We start from the raw sequence: 20,005 nt of genomic DNA, 5'->3' as shown, positions 1-20,005 counted from the left end.
CGATCGTTTTCCTCAATGCGCAGCCAGGATGTCCCAGGCGGGAGCGATGCCCCGGCGCACATCCGAATAGGCGGCGAAGAGGCGCGTCATGCGTTCGGTGCCTTGCGGCGCCGGCGGTTCGGCCGTGCCAAGCTCGGGCGTCACCCAGTCGGCGATGCAATCGTCCATGGTGCGGTAGGCTCCGATGGCGACGGCGGCCATCATCGAAGCGCCGGCGGCGCCGGCCTCCTCCCGGCTGCTGACCCGCACCGGCGCGCCCAGCGCCGCGGCGAGCGTGCCGCGCAGCGCCACGGAGCGTGCTGCGCCGCCGCTGATGCGCAGTTCCGGCGGCAGGGCGCCCATGGCGGCGTAACAATCGCGCGTCGCCATGCCGAGGCCCTCGACGACGGCGCGCACGAGATCCGGGTAGCGATGGCGGCTGGCAAGGCCGGTGAAATTGGCGCGCGCCCGGGCGTTGACGAAGGGGCCGCGCTCGCCGGCCTCGGAAATATAGGGGTGATAGAGGATGTTGCCGGGCCTGCTTTCGGCAAACCAGGGGTCGATCCGGGTGATCATCTCGTCAAGGCCGACGGGAATGCCGAATTCGCCGAGCAGGTCCGCGCCGAGTTGCAGCAGCCAGTCGAGATTGATCGTCGCGCCCATGTTGGTCTGGACCTGGGTGACGATGCCGGGGATCGGCAGGGTGATGACATAGCCGGTGCGCTCGGCGTTGAGCACCACGTCGCCGACGGGCTTTGCCAGCAGATGCACGCCGGTCGAACCGATGGCGGAGCAGGCGGCGTTGCGGCCTTCGCTGCGCACGCCCGCTCCGAGCGCCGTCATGACCATGTCGACATAACCGAGGCAGACGGGCGTGCCGGCCACGAGGCCGGAGGCGGCGGCCGCTTCGGCCGTCAGCGGATGTACGGTCTGCGTGCCCTCGATGACCTCCGGCAGCAGGCTGCGGCGATGGGTGAGGCCGAGGGCGGCGAGCACGTCATCGTCATAGCGGCGGGTGCGGAAATTGCCGAAGGTGAAGCTCACCTCGGACGGGTCGGTGGCGCGGATGCCGGTGAGGTTGAGGTAGAGCCAGTCCTTGCAGTGCATGGCCGTTTCGGCTTCGGCGAGCAGCTCCGGGAAATACTGGTCCATATGGGCAAGCTGCGTGCCCTGCTGGCAGGTGTTGAGGCCGGTGCCTGTCGCCGAAAAGCGTGCGCGGTCGGCGTCCGCAGCGGCCAGCCGCTCGACGGTCGGTGCGGCGCGGGCGTCGAGCCAGAGCCACGCGTCGCCGGCCGGCCGGTTTTCCGCGCCGACAAGCCAGGTGCCGTCGCCCTGGCCGGTGACGGCGATGGCGGCGGTGCGCTTGGCGAGGCCTTCGACCTTTTCGGCCAGGCCGCGCAGGGCGCGCGTGCAGTCGAGCCAGGTCTGGTCGAGCGACTGGGTGACGGCACCGTCTTCGCCGGTCCTGTAGGTGTTGCGCACGGAAGCGCTGGCGATCTGGCGGCCCGCAAGCGTGAAGGCGACGGCCTTCATCACGGAGGTGCCGGCGTCGATGCCGATGATCAGGTCAGCCGCTTCAACCATGGCATGCACCCGCGGATCCCGCGACAGCCCGTGCCGCTTCGCCTGACCCGAAACAGAGCATTCGATCCTCCCGATAGTCTCTTCGGCCTTAATGCGTGGTTTTCGGATCAGGACCTGCCCGTCCGTACGGAATTTACCACGAACCTCCCGAATGTCGCCATGAAACATACCACAAAGTTATCATGTGTCTCGTAAAATTTTTCGAACATCGAATTTTTTTTCAGATATTATAAGCAATAAGCATGTTTACTGGCGGCGGGCGGCTTTTGTAGCTCGTCTGCTGCTGCCATGGCGTCGGCATGCGGTCGCCGCCACGGAGTTAATGCTTGCTCTTCAATTTATTCTCAGCTTAATCAATGGTTTGATTGACTATCAATATTGCCTGCCTGTTTGTGTCGGAGACCGCCCGGCAGTAGCGCTTCCTCCGTTCTGTCCTCTCTTGCAGGGGTGATTTCTTGAGTGTGGGCGTGGCGGAAGGAGATGCAGCGAGCAAAAAGGCCGATTGACAGGTTGTGTTAATTTAACATATACATTGCGACATATAACACATTTATACCGCAACTGCGAAAATGTGTGCACTGCAGCGCGAAGCCGGTGAGGAGACTGGCGGGCGCCGGCCATGGGAGGATGTCATGACCCTTTTTTCTCGGAAGAGAGCGCAGCCTGATGGCCGCAGCGCATATGCAGACGCGCGTGCGCCATCGGCGCCGTGCCGGAGCGCCCGCTAAAAACTTCCTTCGTTCAATCGCAAGGCCCATCGACATGACTGACGCCACGCAATCGAAATCGCCCCAGCCCGCGCGAAACGTCCGTTGGATCGGTGTCGCCGCCGCCGCGGTGCTGGTCGGCGCCATGATCTTCGACACGAAGATCGTGCGCATCGGCTCGGAAAACGACGTTCAGGTGCAAAGATTCTCGGCCGAGGCTTTCGGCGCCGAACAGTTCCCGCTGATCAAGCAGAGCGTCGAGACGCGCGCCGTTGATGCGGTCGAACTGGCGCAGGCGATCGCCGCCGACAGGAAGGCGGCCGGCGAGAAATACGGCGTTGCGACCTCGGTCGGGCCGGTGATCCCGGTCAAGTTCACCGGCACCGTCGGCGAACGCAAGGCGAACTACAATGTTGTCGCCGTCGAGGGCCTGCCGGCCGAGCTGACCCTGCGCGTGCAGACCGGGCCGGCGCTGAACGGCACGGACCTGCGCGATGCGACCGGCCAGATCGAGTTCGGCCAGTTCAAGAACCAGATCGAATACCAGGACGCGGGTTCCGCCATCAACAACGAGGTCAAGAAAGTCGTGCTCACCGGCATCGATCCGGCGGCGCTCACCGGCAAGACCGTCTCGGTGATCGGTGTCTTCAAGCTGGTCAATCCGAAGAGCTGGATCGTCACGCCCGTGAGGCTCGACGTCCAATGAGCGCGCTTGATCCCGGCCGAAAGGATGAGGTCGTGCTCGCCGCGCGCAACGTGGCGAAGGCCTATGGCAACATCCATGCCCTCAAGGGCGTCAATTTCGACATTCACCGCGGCCAGGTGACGACGCTGTTCGGCGAGAACGGTGCCGGCAAGTCGACGCTGATGAAAATCCTCTCCGGCGTGGTGCAGCCGACGTCCGGCGAAATCCTTCTCGATGGAGATCCGATCGTTTTCGCGTCATCCTCCCAAGCACGCGACCGCGGCATCTCCATCATCCATCAGGAGCTGAGCCTCGCGCCGAACATGAACGTCCGCGATAACATCTTCATGGGCCGCGAGATCATGACGGCGACGGGCGTGGATTTTTCGGAAGAAGAGCGCCAGACGCGGCTCCTGATGGCTGAACTCGAAGAGGATATCGATCCTCTTACCCCGGTCGAGGACCTGCGCCTCGGCCAGCAGCAGATCGTCGAGATCGCGCGGGCTCTTTCGGTCAATTCGCGCATCCTCATCATGGACGAGCCGACCTCGGCGCTCAGCGCCTCCGAAGTCGAGGTGCTGTTCAAGGTCATTCGGGACCTTACCAATCGCGGCGTCTCCATCGTCTATATCTCGCACCATCTCGAAGAGGCCCTGCAGATCACCAACCATGCGGTGGTGCTGCGCGACGGCGCGATGACGGCCTATGCCGAGCGCAAGGACATCGACCTCGAATGGATCGTCCGCCACATGGTCGGCGACAATTTCGATCTCGGCGCCCCGCCGGCCGGCTACGAGAAGGGCGATGTCGCGCTCTCCATCGAAGGGCTGACGGTGCCCGATCCGGGCGGTGCCGGCTATGCGGTCGTCGACGGGCTTTCGCTTGCTGTGCGGGCGGGCGAGATCGTCTGCATCTATGGCCTGATGGGCGCGGGCCGCACGGAACTGCTCGAAACGGTCGCGGGCCGCCTCAAGGCGTCGGCCGGCAGGGTGGTGCTGAAGGGCCGCGACGTCACCGGGCAGTCCATCTCGCAGTGCATCCGCGATGGCCTCGTGCTCGTGCCGGAAGACCGGCAGCGCGACGGCCTGGTGCAGACCATGACGGTCGGCCGCAACCTGTCGCTCGCCAGCCTCGGCGCCTTTACGCGCGGGCTTTTCACCTCCACCGCCCGCGAGGCGGGCCTCGTCGGCAACGCCATCCGCAAGGTGCACATCAAGACCGATGGCGGCGGGGCGGCGATCGGCTCGCTCTCCGGCGGCAACCAACAGAAGGTGGTCATCGGCAAGATGCTGGCGACCGATCCCGACGTCATCCTGCTCGACGAGCCGAGCCGCGGCATCGACATCGGCGCCAAGGCCGAGGTCTTCAAGCTGCTCGCCGAGCGGGCGAAACAGGGTCTCGCCGTCGTCTACACAACGTCGGAGGTCGGCGAATGCCTCAGCATCGCCCACCGCATCCTCGTCATGCGGCGCGGCCGCATCTCCGCGGAATTCGGTCCCGACGTGACCAAGGAACAGATCATGGCCGCCTCCGGCGAAGCCGTGCATGCCCACTAGAGCGATCCCGGTTCACCGGAATTGCTCTGGGTTGTTGTTTTTATCGCATTCTCCGACGCCGAAGCGATGCTTCGGCTGGAAATGCACTAGGAGCGCTGAAGCAATGTCAGTCACACCTGCAATCGACACAAAGGCAGCGGCCGGAAGCGGCAAGCGCAAGAAGGGCTTCGTCGAGCTCCTGTTCGAAGGCCGAGCCTTCTTCGCGCTGATCGCCATCGTCGTCGTCTTCTCGCTGATGTCGCCGAACTATTTCACGGTCAGCAACTTCCTCATCATGGCCTCGCATGTGGCGATCTTCGGCCTGCTCGCCATCGGCATGCTGCTCGTCATCCTCAATGGCGGCATCGATCTCTCGGTCGGCTCGACGCTCGGGCTTGCCGGGGTCGTCGCGGGCTTTCTCATGCAGGGCGTGACTCTGCCGCAGCTCGGCGTCATCCTCTATCCCTCGGTCTGGGTCGTGGTGGTGTTGACCTGCCTGCTCGGCGCGGTGGTCGGGGCGGTCAATGGCGTGCTGATCGCCTATCTGCGCGTGCCCGCCTTCGTCGCGACGCTCGGCGTGCTCTATGTCGCCCGCGGCATCGCGCTCCTGATGACCAACGGCCTCACCTACAACAATCTCGGCGGCCGCCCGGAGCTCGGCAATACCGGTTTCGACTGGCTCGGCTTCAATCGCCTTGCCGGCGTGCCGATCGGCGTCCTCGTCCTGCTCGTCTTCGCGATCATCTGCCACATCCTCCTGACGCGCACGGCCTTCGGCCGCTGGCTCTATGCTTCCGGCGGCAACGAGCGGGCGGCGGAGCTTTCGGGCGTGCCGGTCAAGCGGGTCAAGATCACCGTCTATGTGCTTTCCGGCGTCTGTGCGGCCGTCGCGGGCCTGGTGCTTTCCTCGCAGCTCACCTCGGCCGGGCCGACGGCGGGCACGACCTACGAACTGACGGCGATCGCCGCCGTGGTTATCGGCGGGGCGGCGCTGACGGGCGGGCGCGGCACGGTCATCGGCACCATGCTCGGCGCCTTCGTCATCGGCTTCCTGTCGGACGGCCTCGTGATCATCGGCGTCTCGGCCTACTGGCAGACGGTCTTCACCGGCGCCGTGATCGTCACCGCCGTTCTGTTGAACAGCATCAAATACGGTCGCCGCTAAGGTAAGCGGCGACTGACAGGAACTGACTGCGGCCGGGAGAGGCGGACCATCGAACGCCCGGCAGCGGAAAGTATTGCCGAAAATCGGCGCAACCGGACTCAACAAAGGGAGTGAGACCATGTTCAAAAAAGGTATGCGTGTACTCTTCGCAGCAACCGCCGTCGTGCCGTTGCTCTTCAGCTCCGCCTTCGCCGAAGGCCTGATGACGATCATCGTCAACGATCCGTCCAACCCCTATTGGTTCACGGAAGGCGAAGTCGCCAAGGCGACGGCGGAAAAGCTCGGCTATACCGCGAATGTCGGCGCCCACAAGGGGGACACCAACACCGAAAGCAACCTGATCGACACCGCGATCACCAACAAGTCGGTCGCCATCATCCTCGATCCGGCCAATGCCGACGGTTCGGTCGGCGCGGTCAAGAAGGCCGTCGCCGCGGGCATTCCGGTCATCCTCGTCAATGCCGAGATCAACCAGGAAGGCCTTGCCAAGGCGCAGCTCGTCTCGAACAACGCCCAGGGCGCGGCCCTCGGTGCGCAGCAATGGGTCGAGGCGGTCGGCGACAAGGGTAAATATGCCGAGCTCTTCGGCAATCCGGCCGACAACAATGCCGCGACGCGCTCGAACGGCTACGAGACCGTGCTGACGCAGTATCCGGACCTCGAAAAGGCCGCCAAGGAAGTCGCCGACTGGGACCGCACCAAGGGTCACGCCAAGATGCAGTCCATGCTGCAGGCGAATCCGGATATCATCGGCGTCATCAGCGGCAATGACGAAATGGCGCTCGGTGCCATCGCGGCTCTGAAAGAGGCCGGCAAGCTGGAGCAGGTCAAGGTCGGCGGCTTCGACGGTTCGCCGGATGCGGTCGCCGCCATCAAGGCGGGCGAGTTGCAGTACACGGTTCTCCAGCCGGTCGCCGTCTTCTCCGAAGAGGCCGTCAAGCAGGCGGACAACGTGATCAAGAACGGCAGCACGGGTGCGGCGAGCGAGAAGCAGCTCTTCGATTGCCTGCTGATCACCAAGGACAATGTCGACAAGTACACCGCTCCCTTCGTTCTGAGCGAGTAATCGGCGCGGGGAGCGCCCCTGCGGGCGCTCTCCTTTCGCATCCCGGCGAGGCCCGGGGTCAGCTTGGCATTTCCCTTGCCGCCCGATACGAGATACGAAACGCTATCCTCGAAATATTGGCAGGGTCTCCGGTGAACAAGAAAGTCGACGTCAAGGATTTGCTTTCGGAAGAGCTGCCGAGCGACAGCCGGCATGCGCGCCAGCTGGTGCGCCGGCAGATGATCGCCGAGACGGTCATCGCCGAAGGCTCCATCCGCATCGAGGACCTGACCGAGCGCTTCGGCATCAGCCTGATGACGGCGCACCGCGATGTCGACGAACTCGTCAGCCGCGGCCTGTTCCGCAAGACTCGCGGCATCGTTTCCGCCGCGCCGACCAGCCTCATCGAATCCTCCGACGTCTACCGGGCAACGAAACAGGCCAAGGAGAAGAAGGCGATCGCCCGCGCCGCCATGCGCTTCGTCGAGCCGGGACAGGCCATCTTTCTCGACGACGCCACCACCGTGCACGAGATGACCGCCTTCCTGCCGGCCAAGGTTCCGCTGACGGTCATCACCAATTCGCTCGTGCTCATCAACGAGTTGAAGGACGTCAACGACGTCAACCTCATCTGTCTCGGCGGCCAGTTCTACAATTGGTGCAATGCCTTCATGGGGCACATCACCACCAACGAGATCCGGCGCCTGAGGGCTGATACCGTCTTCATGTCGCTTTCGGCCATCGTTGATGACGTGGTCTATCACCAGTCGCCGGAGACGGTGGAGACAAAACGGGCCATGTTCGAGAGTTCCACCAAGCGTGTGCTCCTGGCCGATCACACCAAGTTCGAGCGGCGTGCGCTGCACCACTTTGCCGGGCTGCAGGAATTCGACGCCGTGATCGTCGACGAGGATATCCCCATCTCGCATCTCTCGCGCATGCGCTCGAAGGGCATCAACGTCATCGTGGCGGATGCCGAGCGTTCCGCCTGACCCCTTTGCTCTTTTCTCCCTTCGACCAATATTGCATCTTCGCGGCGTGATTGCCTGCGGGGAGGACCGGTATGACGAAGATTGTCGATGATCCCGAAACCTTTGCCTCGGCGGCGCTGGCGGGTTTCTCTCGGGTCTACGGACGTTACGTGCGGCTGGTGAAGGGTGGTGTGGTGCGCGCCACCGCGGTGCCGCGCGGAAAGGTTTCGGTCATCGTCGGCGGTGGATCCGGACATTATCCCGCCTTCGCCGGCTATGTCGGGCCGGGCATGGCGGACGCGGCCGTGGCGGGTGAGATCTTCGCCTCGCCCTCGACGGCAGCGGTCGCCCGGGTTTGCCGCAAGGCGGACTTTGGCGGCGGCATCCTGCTCGGCTTCGGCAATTATGCCGGCGATGTGCTCAATTTCGGCGTTGCGGCAGAGCGGCTGAGGGCGGAAGGCATCGACGTGCGCATCGTCACCGTGACGGACGACGTGGCGAGTGCGCCGGCGGATAGGCACCTGCAACGGCGCGGCATCGCCGGCGATTTCCTCGTCTTCAAGGTGGCGGGCGCGGCGGCCGAGGCGGGGCTTTCCCTCGACGAGGTCGAGCGCGTGACGCGGCTCGCCAATGCGCGCACCTTCTCGTTCGGCGTCGCCTTCGGCGGCTGCACGCTGCCAGGCGCGACGGCGCCGCTCTTCTCTGTGCCCAAGGGCATGATGGCGCTCGGCCTCGGCATCCATGGCGAGCCCGGCATCCGCGATACGCAGATCGTTCCGGCGGGCGACCTTGCAACGCTGCTGGTGGATACGGTGCTCGCCGAGCGTCCGGCCGGCGCGCGCCGCGCCGCCGTGCTGCTCAACGGCCTCGGCGCCACCAAGTATGAGGAACTGTTCGTGCTCTGGGGCGCGGTCGAGGGGCGGCTTGCGGCGGCCGGGGTCGATCTTGTCGCGCCCGAGGCCGGCGAATATATCACCAGCCTCGACATGCAGGGCTGCTCGCTGACGGTGATGTGGCTCGACGAGGAACTGGAGCGCTTTTGGCTTGCGCCCTGCGATACGCCGGTCTTCCGACGCGGCGAGGGTTTTCAAACGCAGCCCGCCGCGTTCGTCGAGGATGCCGGGGACGAGACGCCGGCTGTCGGCCCGGCTTCCGGCGCCTCGCGCGAGAGTGCCCGCTGCCTTGCCGGCATTCTCGAAGCCATGGTTTCGGCGCTGGAGGAGGTGGAGGCCGAACTCGGCCGGATCGATGCCTTTGCCGGCGATGGAGACCATGGCCAGGGCATGCGGCGCGGCGCGGCCGCCGCGCGGGACGCCATGCATCAGGCCGTGGCGCGCGGTGCCGGTGCGAAAACGGCGCTGGCCGCCGCCGGTGATGCCTGGGCGGATCGGGCCGGCGGAACCTCCGGTGCGATCTGGGGCCTGCTGCTGCGGTCGTGGAGTTCCGCCTTCTCCGACGAGAAGGCCTTGCTGGAGGCCGATATCGTGCGGGGCGCGCGCCTGGCGCTCGATGACGTGATGCGTCTTGGCGGGGCGAAACCGGGCGACAAGACCCTCGTCGATGCCTTCGTACCCTTCGTCGCGGCGCTCGAAACGGCGAGGGCGGACGGCTTGTCCCTGAAGGACGCCTGGCGGAAGGCGAGCGTCACCTGCGAAGAGGCGGCCCAGGCCACCGCGCCGCTCTCGCCGCGGCTCGGCCGGGCGCGTCCGCTTGCCGAGCGCAGCATCGGCCATCCGGATGCCGGCGCCGTCTCGCTGGCCCTGGTCGCAAGGACGATCGCCAGCCGGCTTTGACGGGTTTCATCGCGCGTCCTTTCCTTTAAGGGGGTGCGATATCAACATTCCTGCTGTGACATTGAGCCGAACGGCGCGTGCGTTCGGCTTTTTTCGTTTGTCGTTCCGGCAGTGAAGTCTCTGTATTTTCAATGGTATGCCTTGGCCGGTTCGACGTACGCGTCGAAGTGATGCCGTGTTATGTTCGTCGTGATATCACATATTCTAAGAGATAGTCATTGACATGTTATACCAGTTCGGAAATATAGGCCTGCGCCGGGTGCCCGGCGGAGGAAATTTCGGCCGGGCGACATGGAATCCGGCTGCCGCATTCAGGGAGGTCTTCGATGACATCGATCGCGCTGTTCGGTGCCGGTGGCAAAATGGGCTATCGGCTTGCCAAGAATCTCAAGGGCTCGCGCTTCGATGTCCGCCACATCGAGGTGAGCGACGCCGGCCGGGCGCGGCTTGCCGACGATCTCGGCCTTTCCTGCGTTTCCGCCGATGAGGGCCTCGAAGGCGCCGACGTCGTCATCCTCGCGGTTCCCGATACGGCGATCGGCAAGGTCGCGGCCGGCATCGTCGACAAGCTGAAGCCGGGCACGATGGTCGTCGTGCTCGATGCGGCCGCGCCCTTCGCCGGCCACCTGCCGGAGCGCGCGGACCTCACCTATTTCGTCACGCATCCCTGCCATCCGCCGATCTTCAACGACGAGACGGACCCGGCCGCCAAGCGCGACTTCTTCGGCGGCATCGCCGCCAAGCAGCACATCGTGTCCGCGCTGATGCAGGGACCGGAAGAGACCTATGTGCTCGGCGAGGAGATCGCCAAGGTCATCTGGGCACCGGTCATGCGTTCGCACCGTGTCACCGTCGAGCAGATGGCGCTGCTGGAGCCCGGCCTTTCAGAAACGGTCTGCGCCTCGCTGCTCGTCGTGATGCGCGAGGCGATGGACGAGTGCGTCCGGCGCGGCGTCGCCAAGGAGGCTGCCCGCGACTTCCTGCTCGGCCACATGAACGTGCTCGGCGCGGTCATCTTCGAAGAAACGCCCGGCGTCTTCTCCGACGCCTGCAACAAGGCGATCGAGTTCGGCAAGCCCGTGCTGATGAAGGACGACTGGAAGCGCGTCTTCGAGCCTGCGGAAATCGCGGCCAGCATCCGGCGCATCACCTGATGCCCGGCGGGTTCGCCCGCCGATGAACCAACTTGCACCGGGGCGGCCCTTTTCAATGGAGGAATGGCCGCTGGAGACACCGGTGCCTAACCGGGAGGAAAAACATGAACATTACCCGCAGACTGATCACCGTCGGTTTCGCCGCCGTCATGGCCGCCGGCGTCGCCATGCCGTCCTTCGCCGCCGATCTCATCGCCATCATCACGCCGAGCCACGACAACCCGTTCTTCAAGGCGGAAGCTGTCGGCGCGGAGGCGAAGGCCAAGGAGCTCGGTTACGAGACGCTGGTCCTCGTGCATGACGACGACGCCAACAAGCAGTCGCAGCTCATCGACACCGCCATCGGCCGCGGCGCCAAGGCGATCATCCTCGACAATGCCGGCTCGGAAGCCTCGATCGCCGCCGTGCAGAAGGCGAAGGACGCGGGCGTTCCCTCCTTCCTTATCGACCGTGAGATCAACGCCACGGGCGTCGCCGTCTCGCAGATCGTCTCGAACAATTACCAGGGCGCGCAGCTCGGCGCGGAAGAGTTCGTCAGGCTGATGGGCGAGAAGGGCAACTATGTCGAGCTGCTCGGCCGCGAAGCCGATCTCAATGCCGGCATCCGCTCCAAGGGTTATCACGACGTCATCGACGAATATCCCGACATGAAGATGGTCGCCCAGCAGTCGGCCAACTGGAGCCAGACCGAAGGCTATTCCAAGATGGAGACGATCCTTCAGGCGAACCCCGATATCCAGGGCGTGATCGCCGGCAACGACACCATGGCCATGGGCGCGATCGCGGCGCTCCAGGCTGCCGGCCGCAAGGACGTCATCGTCGTCGGCTTCGACGGCTCGAACGACGTGCGCGACTCGATCAAGGCGGGTGGCATCAAGGCCACCGTCATGCAGCCGGCCTACGCCCAGGCCCAGCTCGCCGTGACCCAGGCGCATGAATACATCACGACCGGCAAGGCGCCGGCCGAGGAAAAGCAGCTCATGGACTGCGTGCTCATCACCGCGGACAACGCCGACAAGCTCGAAACCTTCGCGCTCTCGGAATAATCCTCCCCGCGAGGGTGCGAGGCGGGGTGCGGTCCCGCCTCGCATTTCTGTTCATGACGGAGAATGCGAATGCTGAGGTTTCAGGCTGCCTTTCCGGTCCTGCTTGCCGGCGCGCTGGCGCTCGGCGGCTGCAAGTTCGTCAAGACCGAGGACGAGCGGAAGCAGGCGGCGGCCGGCGCCTTCAATCCGGACAAGCTGGTCGCCGATATCTGGGACACCAGGGTCGTGCCCTATATCGAGGAGCGCGCCGGCCCGTTCCACGAGGTTTCCGCTCTTTCGGCGAGCGATCTGAATGCCGCGGCTGAAAAATACGGCCACAAGGAAAAGCAGGGCAACGCGCCCTGGACCTTTGCGGCCAGGATCGACGGCGTGATCGTCGCCGAGGAGACGAAGTCGCGCGCGGCCTATGTCGACGTGGATGTTAATGGCGACAGGCAAGCGGATGTGCGTGTCTCGATCGGCCCGGCCATTCGCGGCACGGCGATCCGCGACAGCCTGAAGTTCGTGAATTTCAACGAGTTCAAGAACCAGATCGAATGGGCGCAGTACGGCAAGTCGTTCAACACCCATGTCAACGGCCTGCTTTTGGAAAAGCTGCCGCGGGAAAATCTGACGGGCAGGACGATCAAGGCGACCGGCGCCTATCCGCTGCCGGCCAAGGGCCAGTTGCCGCAATTCGTGCCCGTCACGATCACCGTCGGGGGCTGAGATGAGTGGCATCGACGACGGCGACGTCATTCTGGAGCTCAAGGATATCACCAAGGCCTATTCCGGCATCGTGGCGCTGAAGAAGGCGGACCTGAAGCTGCGGCGCGGCGCGGTCAACGTGCTCGTCGGCGAGAACGGCGCGGGCAAGTCGACGATGATGCGCATCATCGCCGGCGTGGAGCGGCCGACGCTCGGCGAAATCTGGATGGACGGCGAGCGCATCCATTTGAACAGCCCCGCCGACGCGGTGCGCCACGGCATCGGCATCGTCTTCCAGGAACTGAACCTGTTCGGCAACCTCTCCGTCGCCGAGAACATCTTCGCGACGCGTGAGATCACAAGAGGCCTTCGCGGCATCGACCACAAGGCACAGGTGGAGAAGGCCAACGAATTCCTGAACCGTCTCGAAGCCGGCATTTCCGCCGATACGCTGGCGGAAGACCTGCCGATCGGCCAGCAGCAGCTCGTCGAGATCGCGCGCGCCGTCTCGCTCGACACGCGCATCCTCATCATGGACGAACCGACCTCGGCGCTCAGCGCGGCGGAGGTCGATGTGCTCTTCCGCGTCATCGCCGACCTGAAGGCACGCGGCGTCGCCATCGTCTATATCTCGCACCGGCTGGAGGAGCTGATGCGCATCGGCGACTATATCACCGTCCTGAAGGACGGCCAGATCACCGGCCATGCCATGGTCAAGGACATCGATACACGCTGGATCGTGCGCTCGATGATCGGCTCGGACGCCAAGGATTTCGCGAAACAGGTCGATCACGAGCCCGGCGCGGAAGTGTTTCGCACGGAAGAGATCTGCCTGCCGCGCGCGCAGGGCGGCTATGCAGTCGACCATGTCTCGATCGGCGTGCGCAAGGGCGAGATCCTCGGCATCTACGGCCTGATGGGCGCAGGGCGTTCGGAACTCTTCGAATGCATCATGGGCCGGCATGAGCACTATACGGGAAAGATCTTCATCGAAGGCGAGGAGCTGAAGGGGCGCGACACGACCCGGCGCATCCGCGAGGGCCTGGCGCTGATCCCGGAGGATCGCCAGCGCGAGGGCCTCGTGCAGTCCATGTCGATCGCCGACAACCTGTCCATGGCAAGCCTCGGCCAGTTCCTGAAGGGTGGATTCCATATCGACCTGAAGCTGGAGAAAACGGCAATCCTGGAGGCGATCCGCAGCCTTTCGATCAAGGCGAAGAACCCGGAATTCGACGTTACCTCCATGTCCGGCGGAAACCAGCAGAAGGTCGTCATCGGCAAGGCGCTGATGACCGGGCCGAAGGTGCTTTTGATGGACGAGCCGAGCCGCGGCATCGATGTCGGGGCCAAGGCGGATGTCTTCCGCACCATGCGGCGGCTGGCGGGCGAGGGGCTCGCGATCCTCTTCTCCACCTCCGACCTCGAGGAGGTCATGGCGCTCTCCGACCGCATTGCCGTCATGAGCAACGGCCGCCTCGTGACGGTGGTGGACCGCAGGGACGCCACCGAGGACATGATCGTCTCGGCCTCCGCGGAGGGACATAAAACCAGAAGGATGCATGCGTGATGACGACAGCAACGCACACTGCCGCCGCCGGCAACCATCTCTCGACAGGCGCGGCCCTGCTCACGATCATGAAGCTCAGGACCTTCATCGCGCTCTTCGCGGTGATCATCTTCTTTTCGATCTTCGCGCCGAATTTCCTGTCGACCGCGAACATGATCCTGATGTCGAAGCACGCCACGCAGAACGCCTTCCTCGCCATCGGCATGACCTTCGTCATCATCACCGGCGGCATCGACCTTTCGGTCGGCTCGATCGTCGGCCTCTGCGGCATGATCGCCGGTGGGCTCATCATGTACGGCGTGGCGCTGCCGCTCGGCTACACGGTCTATTTTAACGTGGTCGAGGTGGCGATCATCGTGATGGCGGTCGGTATCCTGATCGGCGCGGTCAACGGCCTGCTCATCACCCGCCTCAACGTCGCGCCCTTCATCGCCACGCTCGGCACGCTCTATGTGGCGCGCGGCATGGCGCTGCTCTATTCCGATGGCCAGACCCTGCCCAATCTCACCGGTCGCGAAGACCTCGGCAACCAGGGCTTCTCCTATCTCGGCTCCGGCTCTATCCTCGGCCTGCCTGTTTCCGTGTGGATCCTGATCGTCGTCGCATTGGGCGCTGCCTATTTCGCCCGCTTCGTTCCCCTTGGCCGGCACATCTTCGCGGTGGGCGGCAATGAGCGCGCCTCGCGCATGTCCGGCATCCGCGTCAACCGCGTGAAGATGTTCGTCTACATGTTCTCCGGCTTCTGCGCGGCGATCGTCGGCCTCATCATCTCCTCGGAACTGATGGCCTCGCACCCGGCGACCGGCACCAATCTCGAGCTGAACGCCATTGCGGCGGCCGTTCTCGGTGGTACATCCATGTCGGGCGGGCGCGGCACGATCGGTGGGACGATCATCGGCGCCTTCGTGATCGGCATTCTTTCCGACGGGTTGGTTATGATGGGGGTCAGTTCCTTCTGGCAGATGGTGATCAAGGGGCTCGTGATCATCGTGGCCGTCGTGGTCGACCAGGCGCAGCGCCGGCTGCAGCAGCGCGTCACCCTGATGCAGATGGCGAAGGCGGGCTGAGCATGAGAAAGCTCAAGGGCGCGCTGATCGGCTGCGGCTTCTTCGCCGTCAACCAGATGCATGGCTGGCGGGACCTGCCGGAGGTGGAGATGGTGGCGATCTGCGACCGTGATCCGGAGCGGCTCAGCATCGTCGGCGACGAATTCGCCGTCGACAGGCGCTACCAGTCCGCGGAGGCGATGTTCGCCGATGGCGACTTCGATTTCGTCGACATCGCCACCACCGTTGGCAGCCATCGCGCGCTGGTGGAACTTGCCGCGCGGCACAAGGTTCCGGCGATCTGCCAGAAACCCTTCGCGCCGACGCTGGAGGATGCCAAGGCCATGGTCGCCGCCGCCGAGGCGGCCGGCATACCCTTGATGATCCATGAGAACTTCCGCTGGCAGACGCCGGTCCTCGCCGTCAAGGCGGTGCTCGACAGCGGCGCGATCGGCGAACCTTTCTGGGGCCGCGTCTCCTTCCGCTCAGGCTTCGACGTCTTCTCCGGCCAGCCCTATCTCGCCAGGGGCAAGCGCTTCATCATCGAAGATCTCGGCATCCATTCGCTCGACATCGCCCGCTTCCTCTTCGGCGATGCCAGCCGCATGACGGCCCGCACACGCCGCATCAACCCCGACATCGCCGGCGAGGACGTGGCGACGATGCTGCTCGACCATGACAGCGGTGTCACCTCGATCGTCGATGTCAGCTATGCGACGAAGCTGCCGGAAGAGCCGTTTCCGGAGACTTTCGTCGAGATCGACGCCAGCAGGGGCACGCTGCGGCTCGGCAAGGACTACAGGCTCGCGGTCCACGGGCCCGATGGCACGCGCGAAAACCGCGTCGCGCCGACCCTGCTGCCCTGGGCCTCGCGGCCCTGGCACAACATCCAGGAAAGCGTGGCGCTGATCCAGAAACACTGGGTCGAGCGGCTGGCTGCGGGCCGCGAGCCGGACACGTCCGGCCGCGACAACCTCAAGACCTTCGCGCTGGTGGAGGCGGCCTATCTCAGTGCCGAACGCGGCGAGACGGTCGATCTCGGGGACCTGCTCGGATGAGCGAGGACCTGCTCCGGCTTTACGGCACAAGCGAGAAGGAGCCGGAAAGCCGGACGCTCATGGCGGGTGATCTGCGCGTGGAGCTTCAGGACGGCAACCTGCGCACCCTGCGGTTTCGCGGCCATGAAGTGTTGCGCGCCATTGCCTTCCTCGTGCGCGACAAGGATTGGGGCACCTGCGGTGCCGCCATCGCCAACCTCGTGGTGGAGGAGACGGCGGCTGGCTTCTCCGTTCGCTACGATGCCCGCTTCAGGGCCCCGTCCGGCGCCAATCTCGACTGCGCCATCTCGATTGCCGGCAGCGCCGAGGGCGTGACCTTTTCCGCCGATTGCGTCAGCGATGCTGATTTCGAGACTGCCCGTGCCGGCTTCGTCGTGCTGCATCCGGTCGTCGGCGTTGCGGGCGAGCCGGTCGAAATCCGCCATGGCGACGGCAGCATCGAGCGGGCCTTGTGGCCCGACCGGATCGAGCCCTGGCAGCCCTTCAAGGACATCGCCGCCATCACCCATCGCGTCGCGCCCGGCATTGCGGCGACGACGGAGTTTTCCGGCGATGTCTTCGAGATGGAGGACCAGCGCAACTGGACCGACGGCTCCTACAAGACCTATGTGCGGCCGCTGGCACTGCCCTGGCCCTATCGCGTGCCGAAGAACGAACCGTTCAGCCAGCGGATTTCCGTCGCGATCGAGGCGGACGCTGACGCCGCGCCCGTGGCCGGCGCCGCGGATGCCGTCTCGCTGCGGCTGGCGCCGACGCCGCTCCGCTTCCCCGAGATCGGCGTCGGGCTCAGGCCGGAATGCCTTGCCGGGGAACGGGCTGCGCTTGATGTCCTGAAGATGGTGGGTGTACGGCACCTGATCGCCCATTTCGATCCTGCCGCCGGCCATGGCATCGACGCGTTGACCGGTTATGCGGAGATCGCCGCGCGGTCCGGCCTCAAGGTGACGCTGGAACTCGCCGTGCCGTGCCAGCAGCCGCTCGATGAGGAGATGGCGGACATTGCGGCACTTATCGGTAAGTCTGGGCTGATACTCGACACGCTGTTCGTCTGCCCCGCGGTGGACCGGCAATCGACGCCGCCCGGCAGCACCTGGCCGGAATGCCCGCCGCTGGAGGCGGTCTATACCGCGGCGCGGGCGGCCTTTCCGGGCGTGCGGCTCGGCGGCGGCATGATGAGCTATTTTACCGAGCTCAACCGCAAGCGCGTGCCGGGCGAATTGCTGGACTATATCAGCCATTGTACCAATCCGATCGTGCATGCGGCCGATGATCTTTCCGTCATGCAGACCTTCGAGGCGTTGCGCTTCGTCACACGTTCGGTGCGCGCGCTCTATGGCGACAGGCCTTACCGCATCGGCCCCTCGACGATCGCCATGCGGCAGAATCCCTACGGCAGCGCGACGAAGGACAATCCGGCCGGCGGCCGCATTCCCATGGCCAATGCGGACCCCCGCCACAACGGGGCATTCGGCGCGGCCTGGACGCTCGCCTATGCCGCGACGGTCGCTCCGGCCGAACCGGAGGTGCTGACGCTGTCGACGCTGGCAGGACCGTTCGGGCTCGTGGCGGGCGAGGGGGAGGCGACACCCAGAGGGGGGCTACGGCCGCTCACGCATGTGCTGGCGCGGCTCGGCAGCCTCTCGGGCGCGGTGCTGGTCGCCGTCGAGACGTCCCGTCCGGATGCGGTGCTGGGCCTTGCCACGGCGGACCGGCTGCTGCTGGCGAACATCACGCGGGACATGCAGACGGTTGTTCTTCCCGCATTGCCGCGCAAGGTGTCGCTGATCGGCGGCGATGGCGCGGAGCTGCCGGCGGCCGAAAGGATCGGCCTGCCCTATGGTGCGGTCGAGGTCGTGCTCTGAGCCCTATTTCTTGAGGGCATAGAGCGCGCGGGAGCGTTCGAGATGCTTGATCATCGCCTTTTCGGCAAGGTCGGCATCGCCCTTCTCGATGGTGCGGATGATTTCCTCGTGTTCGGCCAGCGTGAAATTCTCGCGGCCCGTCCAGATGAGCATTTCCGTATGATAGGACTTCAACCATCCCAGCATCGCGCCGCTGACGGCCGCGAAGATCGGATTGCCGGAAATCCGCGCGATGCACTGGTGAAACTCCATGTCCGCCTCGATGAAGGCGTCCGCATCGCCGAGGCTCTGCTTCTGCTTGTCGAGCAGGGCGCGCAATTCGGCAATGTGGGCGGGACTCGCCTTGGTGGCGGCCTCGCGGATCATGCCGCGCTCGAAGAAGATGCGGGCGCTCTTCAGGTGCTCCAGCGTGTCCGAGGAGCCGGAGAGCATGAGCTTGGCCGGCAGGTCGACCTGGCGGATGATGGATTCGGCGGTGATGCGCAGCACCTTGGCGCGCTCGCCCTGCGAAATCTCGACCAGGCCCTTGCCGGCGAGCGCCTGCATCGCCTCGCGGATAGCCGGGCGGCCGACCCCGTAGCGCTCCATCAGCTCGCGTTCGGAGGGCATGTCGTCGCCGGCCTTCAATTCGCCGGTCTCGATCATGTTCTTCAGCCGGGCGAAGACTTCGTCGGAGAGTTTCTTGCGGACGATCGGTTCGGAAGCGACGTTCATGGGGCACCTGGTTTCGACAGGTTTGAATATGCATCAAGTTCCATTGCCGCAACAGCTTTCGCGAAAGTCGGCTTGCAATAACATAAATACTCATTATACCAGTTGATGTATTTGCACAAGCGGGACGCGGCAGAAGCGGGAGGAGAAAACGTGATCCGTCTGACCTATAGGATAGAAACCGCAGGCTCGCCCGAGGCCATGGCGCGGAAGATCGCCAGCGACCAGTCGACCGGCACCTTCGTGGCCCTGCCCGGCGAGACGGAGGAGCTGAAGGCGCGTGTTGCGGCGCGCGTCGTCGCCATCCGTCCCCTGCCGCCCGTCGAGCGGGCCTCTTTCCCCGACGAGGCCGGTGGGGCCGGTCTCTTCCACCGGGCGGATGCCGATATCGATTTTCCGATGGATGCGGTCGGCACCGATCTTTCCGCGCTGATGACCATCGCGATCGGCGGCGTGTTCTCCATCAAGGGCATGACGGGCATCCGCATCGTCGGCATGAAGCTGCCGCCGGAATTCGCCGCCGCCCATCCCGGTCCGCAATTCGGCGTTCCCGGCAGTTTTGCGCTGACGGGCGTGACGGGCCGGCCGATCATCGGCACCATCGTCAAGCCGGCGCTTGGCCTGCGGCCGCACGAGACGGCCGAGATGGTCGGAGAGCTGATCGAGGCGGACGTCGATTTCATCAAGGACGACGAGAAGCTGATGAGCCCGGCCTATTCGCCGCTGAAGGACCGCGTGGCGGCGATCATGCCGAGGATCCTCGACCACGAGCAGAAGACCGGCAAGAAGGTGATGTATGCCTTCGGCATCAGCCATGCCGATCCCGACGAGATGATGCGAAACCATGATCTGGTGCTTGCGGCCGGCGGCAATTGCGCCGTGGTCAACATCAATTCCATCGGCTTCGGCGGCCTTTCCTTCCTGCGCAAGCGCTCCGGCCTCGTGCTGCATGCCCATCGCAACGGCTGGGATATCCTGACCCGCCATGCCGGCCTCGGCTTCGAATTCTCCGTCTGGCAGCAGTTCTGGCGTCTGCTCGGCATCGACCAGTTCCAGATCAACGGCATCCGCGTGAAATACTGGGAGCCGGACGAGAGCTTCGTGCGCTCCTACGAGGCGGTGAGCACGCCGCTGTTTTCGGAAGGGGACGTGGCGCTGCCGGTCATCGGCTCCGGCCAATGGGGCGGACAGGCGCCCGAGACGATCGCGGCGACGGGCGGCTCGACGGACCTCCTCTATCTGTGCGGCGGCGGCATCGTCAGCCATCCGGGCGGACCGGGCGCGGGCGTGAAGGCCGTGCGGCAGGCCTGGGAGGCGGCCGTGGCGGGCGTGCCGCTTGAGACCTATGCGAAGGACCATGCCGAACTTGCGCAATCCATCGCAAAGTTTTCCGATGGCAAGGCGGCCTAG

At 64.9% G+C, this 20,005-nt stretch carries 16 protein-coding genes; 14 read left to right on the top strand and 2 right to left on the bottom strand.

What is annotated here, in order from left to right; translation table 11 throughout:
* Nucleotides 1-12: 12 nt before the first annotated feature.
* On the bottom strand, nt 13-1,563 hold the full coding sequence (locus WMC41_RS17990; RefSeq protein WP_432345353.1) for an FGGY-family carbohydrate kinase: 1,551 nt from the start codon (nt 1,561-1,563) through the stop codon (nt 13-15).
* Between the two features lie 762 nt (nt 1,564-2,325).
* Between WMC41_RS17990 and WMC41_RS17985 the strand changes: the two genes are divergently transcribed.
* The 13 genes from WMC41_RS17985 to apnL all read left to right on the top strand — a co-directional run bounded on the left by WMC41_RS17985 (nt 2,326) and on the right by apnL (nt 17,884).
* Nucleotides 2,326-2,976 carry a DUF2291 family protein gene (locus WMC41_RS17985; protein ID WP_288079648.1) on the top strand — a complete coding sequence of 217 codons (651 nt, stop codon included), beginning with the start codon at nt 2,326-2,328 and terminating at the stop codon, nt 2,974-2,976.
* A complete protein-coding gene (locus tag WMC41_RS17980; protein ID WP_432345351.1) occupies nt 2,973-4,511 on the top strand; it encodes a sugar ABC transporter ATP-binding protein in 1,539 nt (512 codons plus the stop codon). The genes WMC41_RS17985 and WMC41_RS17980 overlap by 4 nt, the downstream gene beginning before the upstream one ends.
* Nucleotides 4,512-4,614: 103 nt before the next feature.
* On the top strand, nt 4,615-5,655 hold the full coding sequence (locus WMC41_RS17975; protein ID WP_244769834.1) for an ABC transporter permease: 1,041 nt from the start codon (nt 4,615-4,617) through the stop codon (nt 5,653-5,655).
* Between the two features lie 118 nt (nt 5,656-5,773).
* The gene (locus tag WMC41_RS17970) at nt 5,774-6,721 is read left to right on the top strand and encodes a D-ribose ABC transporter substrate-binding protein (RefSeq protein ID WP_244769835.1); all 948 of its coding nucleotides are present in this window, start codon (nt 5,774-5,776) and stop codon (nt 6,719-6,721) included.
* Between the two features lie 116 nt (nt 6,722-6,837).
* Nucleotides 6,838-7,692 carry a DeoR/GlpR family DNA-binding transcription regulator gene (locus WMC41_RS17965; protein WP_398432045.1) on the top strand — a complete coding sequence of 285 codons (855 nt, stop codon included), beginning with the start codon at nt 6,838-6,840 and terminating at the stop codon, nt 7,690-7,692.
* Between the two features lie 71 nt (nt 7,693-7,763).
* Nucleotides 7,764-9,464, top strand: coding sequence for a dihydroxyacetone kinase family protein (locus tag WMC41_RS17960; protein WP_432345347.1), 1,701 nt, complete (start codon nt 7,764-7,766; stop codon nt 9,462-9,464).
* Nucleotides 9,465-9,790: 326 nt separating this feature from the next.
* Nucleotides 9,791-10,618: a phosphogluconate dehydrogenase C-terminal domain-containing protein gene (locus WMC41_RS17955; protein ID WP_432345345.1), complete on the top strand. Its 828-nt coding sequence runs from the start codon at nt 9,791-9,793 to the stop codon at nt 10,616-10,618.
* Between the two features lie 104 nt (nt 10,619-10,722).
* Nucleotides 10,723-11,664: a D-ribose ABC transporter substrate-binding protein gene (locus WMC41_RS17950; protein ID WP_244769839.1), complete on the top strand. Its 942-nt coding sequence runs from the start codon at nt 10,723-10,725 to the stop codon at nt 11,662-11,664.
* 69 nt (nt 11,665-11,733) lie between these two features.
* Complete coding sequence (locus tag WMC41_RS17945) at nt 11,734-12,372, top strand: DUF2291 family protein (protein ID WP_432345342.1); 639 nt, start codon at nt 11,734-11,736, stop codon at nt 12,370-12,372.
* A gap of 1 nt (nt 12,373) precedes the next feature.
* Complete coding sequence (locus tag WMC41_RS17940) at nt 12,374-13,918, top strand: sugar ABC transporter ATP-binding protein (RefSeq protein ID WP_432345340.1); 1,545 nt, start codon at nt 12,374-12,376, stop codon at nt 13,916-13,918.
* Entirely contained in the window at nt 13,918-14,985 is a 1,068-nt protein-coding gene (locus WMC41_RS17935) for an ABC transporter permease (protein ID WP_244769842.1), read from the top strand. The genes WMC41_RS17940 and WMC41_RS17935 overlap by 1 nt, the downstream gene beginning before the upstream one ends.
* A gap of 2 nt (nt 14,986-14,987) precedes the next feature.
* Entirely contained in the window at nt 14,988-16,022 is a 1,035-nt protein-coding gene (locus tag WMC41_RS17930) for a Gfo/Idh/MocA family protein (protein ID WP_432345336.1), read from the top strand.
* Nucleotides 16,019-17,884, top strand: a complete 1,866-nt coding sequence (gene apnL, locus WMC41_RS17925) for a D-apionate lactonase (RefSeq protein WP_432345334.1) — start codon at nt 16,019-16,021, stop codon at nt 17,882-17,884. Before WMC41_RS17930 ends, apnL begins: the two co-directional genes overlap by 4 nt.
* A gap of 3 nt (nt 17,885-17,887) precedes the next feature.
* Here apnL and WMC41_RS17920 read toward each other — a convergent pair whose 3' ends face one another.
* A complete protein-coding gene (locus tag WMC41_RS17920; RefSeq protein ID WP_432345332.1) occupies nt 17,888-18,598 on the bottom strand; it encodes a transcriptional regulator NanR in 711 nt (236 codons plus the stop codon).
* A gap of 150 nt (nt 18,599-18,748) precedes the next feature.
* On the opposite strand from WMC41_RS17920, the gene oiaX reads away from it, so the two are divergent.
* On the top strand, nt 18,749-20,005 hold the full coding sequence (gene oiaX / locus WMC41_RS17915) for a 3-oxo-isoapionate-4-phosphate decarboxylase OiaX (protein ID WP_432345330.1): 1,257 nt from the start codon (nt 18,749-18,751) through the stop codon (nt 20,003-20,005).

The organism is Shinella yambaruensis (assembly GCF_050859155.1).
Taxonomy (GTDB): Bacteria; Pseudomonadota; Alphaproteobacteria; order Rhizobiales; family Rhizobiaceae; genus Shinella; species Shinella yambaruensis.
Note: the sequence above shows the minus strand (reverse complement) of the source record. Positions and strands in the feature narration are given on the sequence as shown.

What these genes read in the sequence shown, in the direction of transcription:
- WMC41_RS17990 (WP_432345353.1), bottom strand. Translation starts at nt 1,563, where the DNA reads ATGGTTGAAGCGGCTGACCTGATCATCGGCATCGACGCCGGCACCTCC.
- WMC41_RS17985 (WP_288079648.1), top strand. Translation starts at nt 2,326, where the DNA reads ATGACTGACGCCACGCAATCGAAATCGCCCCAGCCCGCGCGAAACGTC.
- WMC41_RS17980 (WP_432345351.1), top strand. Translation starts at nt 2,973, where the DNA reads ATGAGCGCGCTTGATCCCGGCCGAAAGGATGAGGTCGTGCTCGCCGCG.
- WMC41_RS17975 (WP_244769834.1), top strand. Translation starts at nt 4,615, where the DNA reads ATGTCAGTCACACCTGCAATCGACACAAAGGCAGCGGCCGGAAGCGGC.
- WMC41_RS17970 (WP_244769835.1), top strand. Translation starts at nt 5,774, where the DNA reads ATGTTCAAAAAAGGTATGCGTGTACTCTTCGCAGCAACCGCCGTCGTG.
- WMC41_RS17960 (WP_432345347.1), top strand. Translation starts at nt 7,764, where the DNA reads ATGACGAAGATTGTCGATGATCCCGAAACCTTTGCCTCGGCGGCGCTG.
- WMC41_RS17955 (WP_432345345.1), top strand. Translation starts at nt 9,791, where the DNA reads ATGACATCGATCGCGCTGTTCGGTGCCGGTGGCAAAATGGGCTATCGG.
- WMC41_RS17950 (WP_244769839.1), top strand. Translation starts at nt 10,723, where the DNA reads ATGAACATTACCCGCAGACTGATCACCGTCGGTTTCGCCGCCGTCATG.
- WMC41_RS17945 (WP_432345342.1), top strand. Translation starts at nt 11,734, where the DNA reads ATGCTGAGGTTTCAGGCTGCCTTTCCGGTCCTGCTTGCCGGCGCGCTG.
- WMC41_RS17940 (WP_432345340.1), top strand. Translation starts at nt 12,374, where the DNA reads ATGAGTGGCATCGACGACGGCGACGTCATTCTGGAGCTCAAGGATATC.
- WMC41_RS17935 (WP_244769842.1), top strand. Translation starts at nt 13,918, where the DNA reads ATGACGACAGCAACGCACACTGCCGCCGCCGGCAACCATCTCTCGACA.
- WMC41_RS17930 (WP_432345336.1), top strand. Translation starts at nt 14,988, where the DNA reads ATGAGAAAGCTCAAGGGCGCGCTGATCGGCTGCGGCTTCTTCGCCGTC.
- apnL (WP_432345334.1), top strand. Translation starts at nt 16,019, where the DNA reads ATGAGCGAGGACCTGCTCCGGCTTTACGGCACAAGCGAGAAGGAGCCG.
- WMC41_RS17920 (WP_432345332.1), bottom strand. Translation starts at nt 18,598, where the DNA reads ATGAACGTCGCTTCCGAACCGATCGTCCGCAAGAAACTCTCCGACGAA.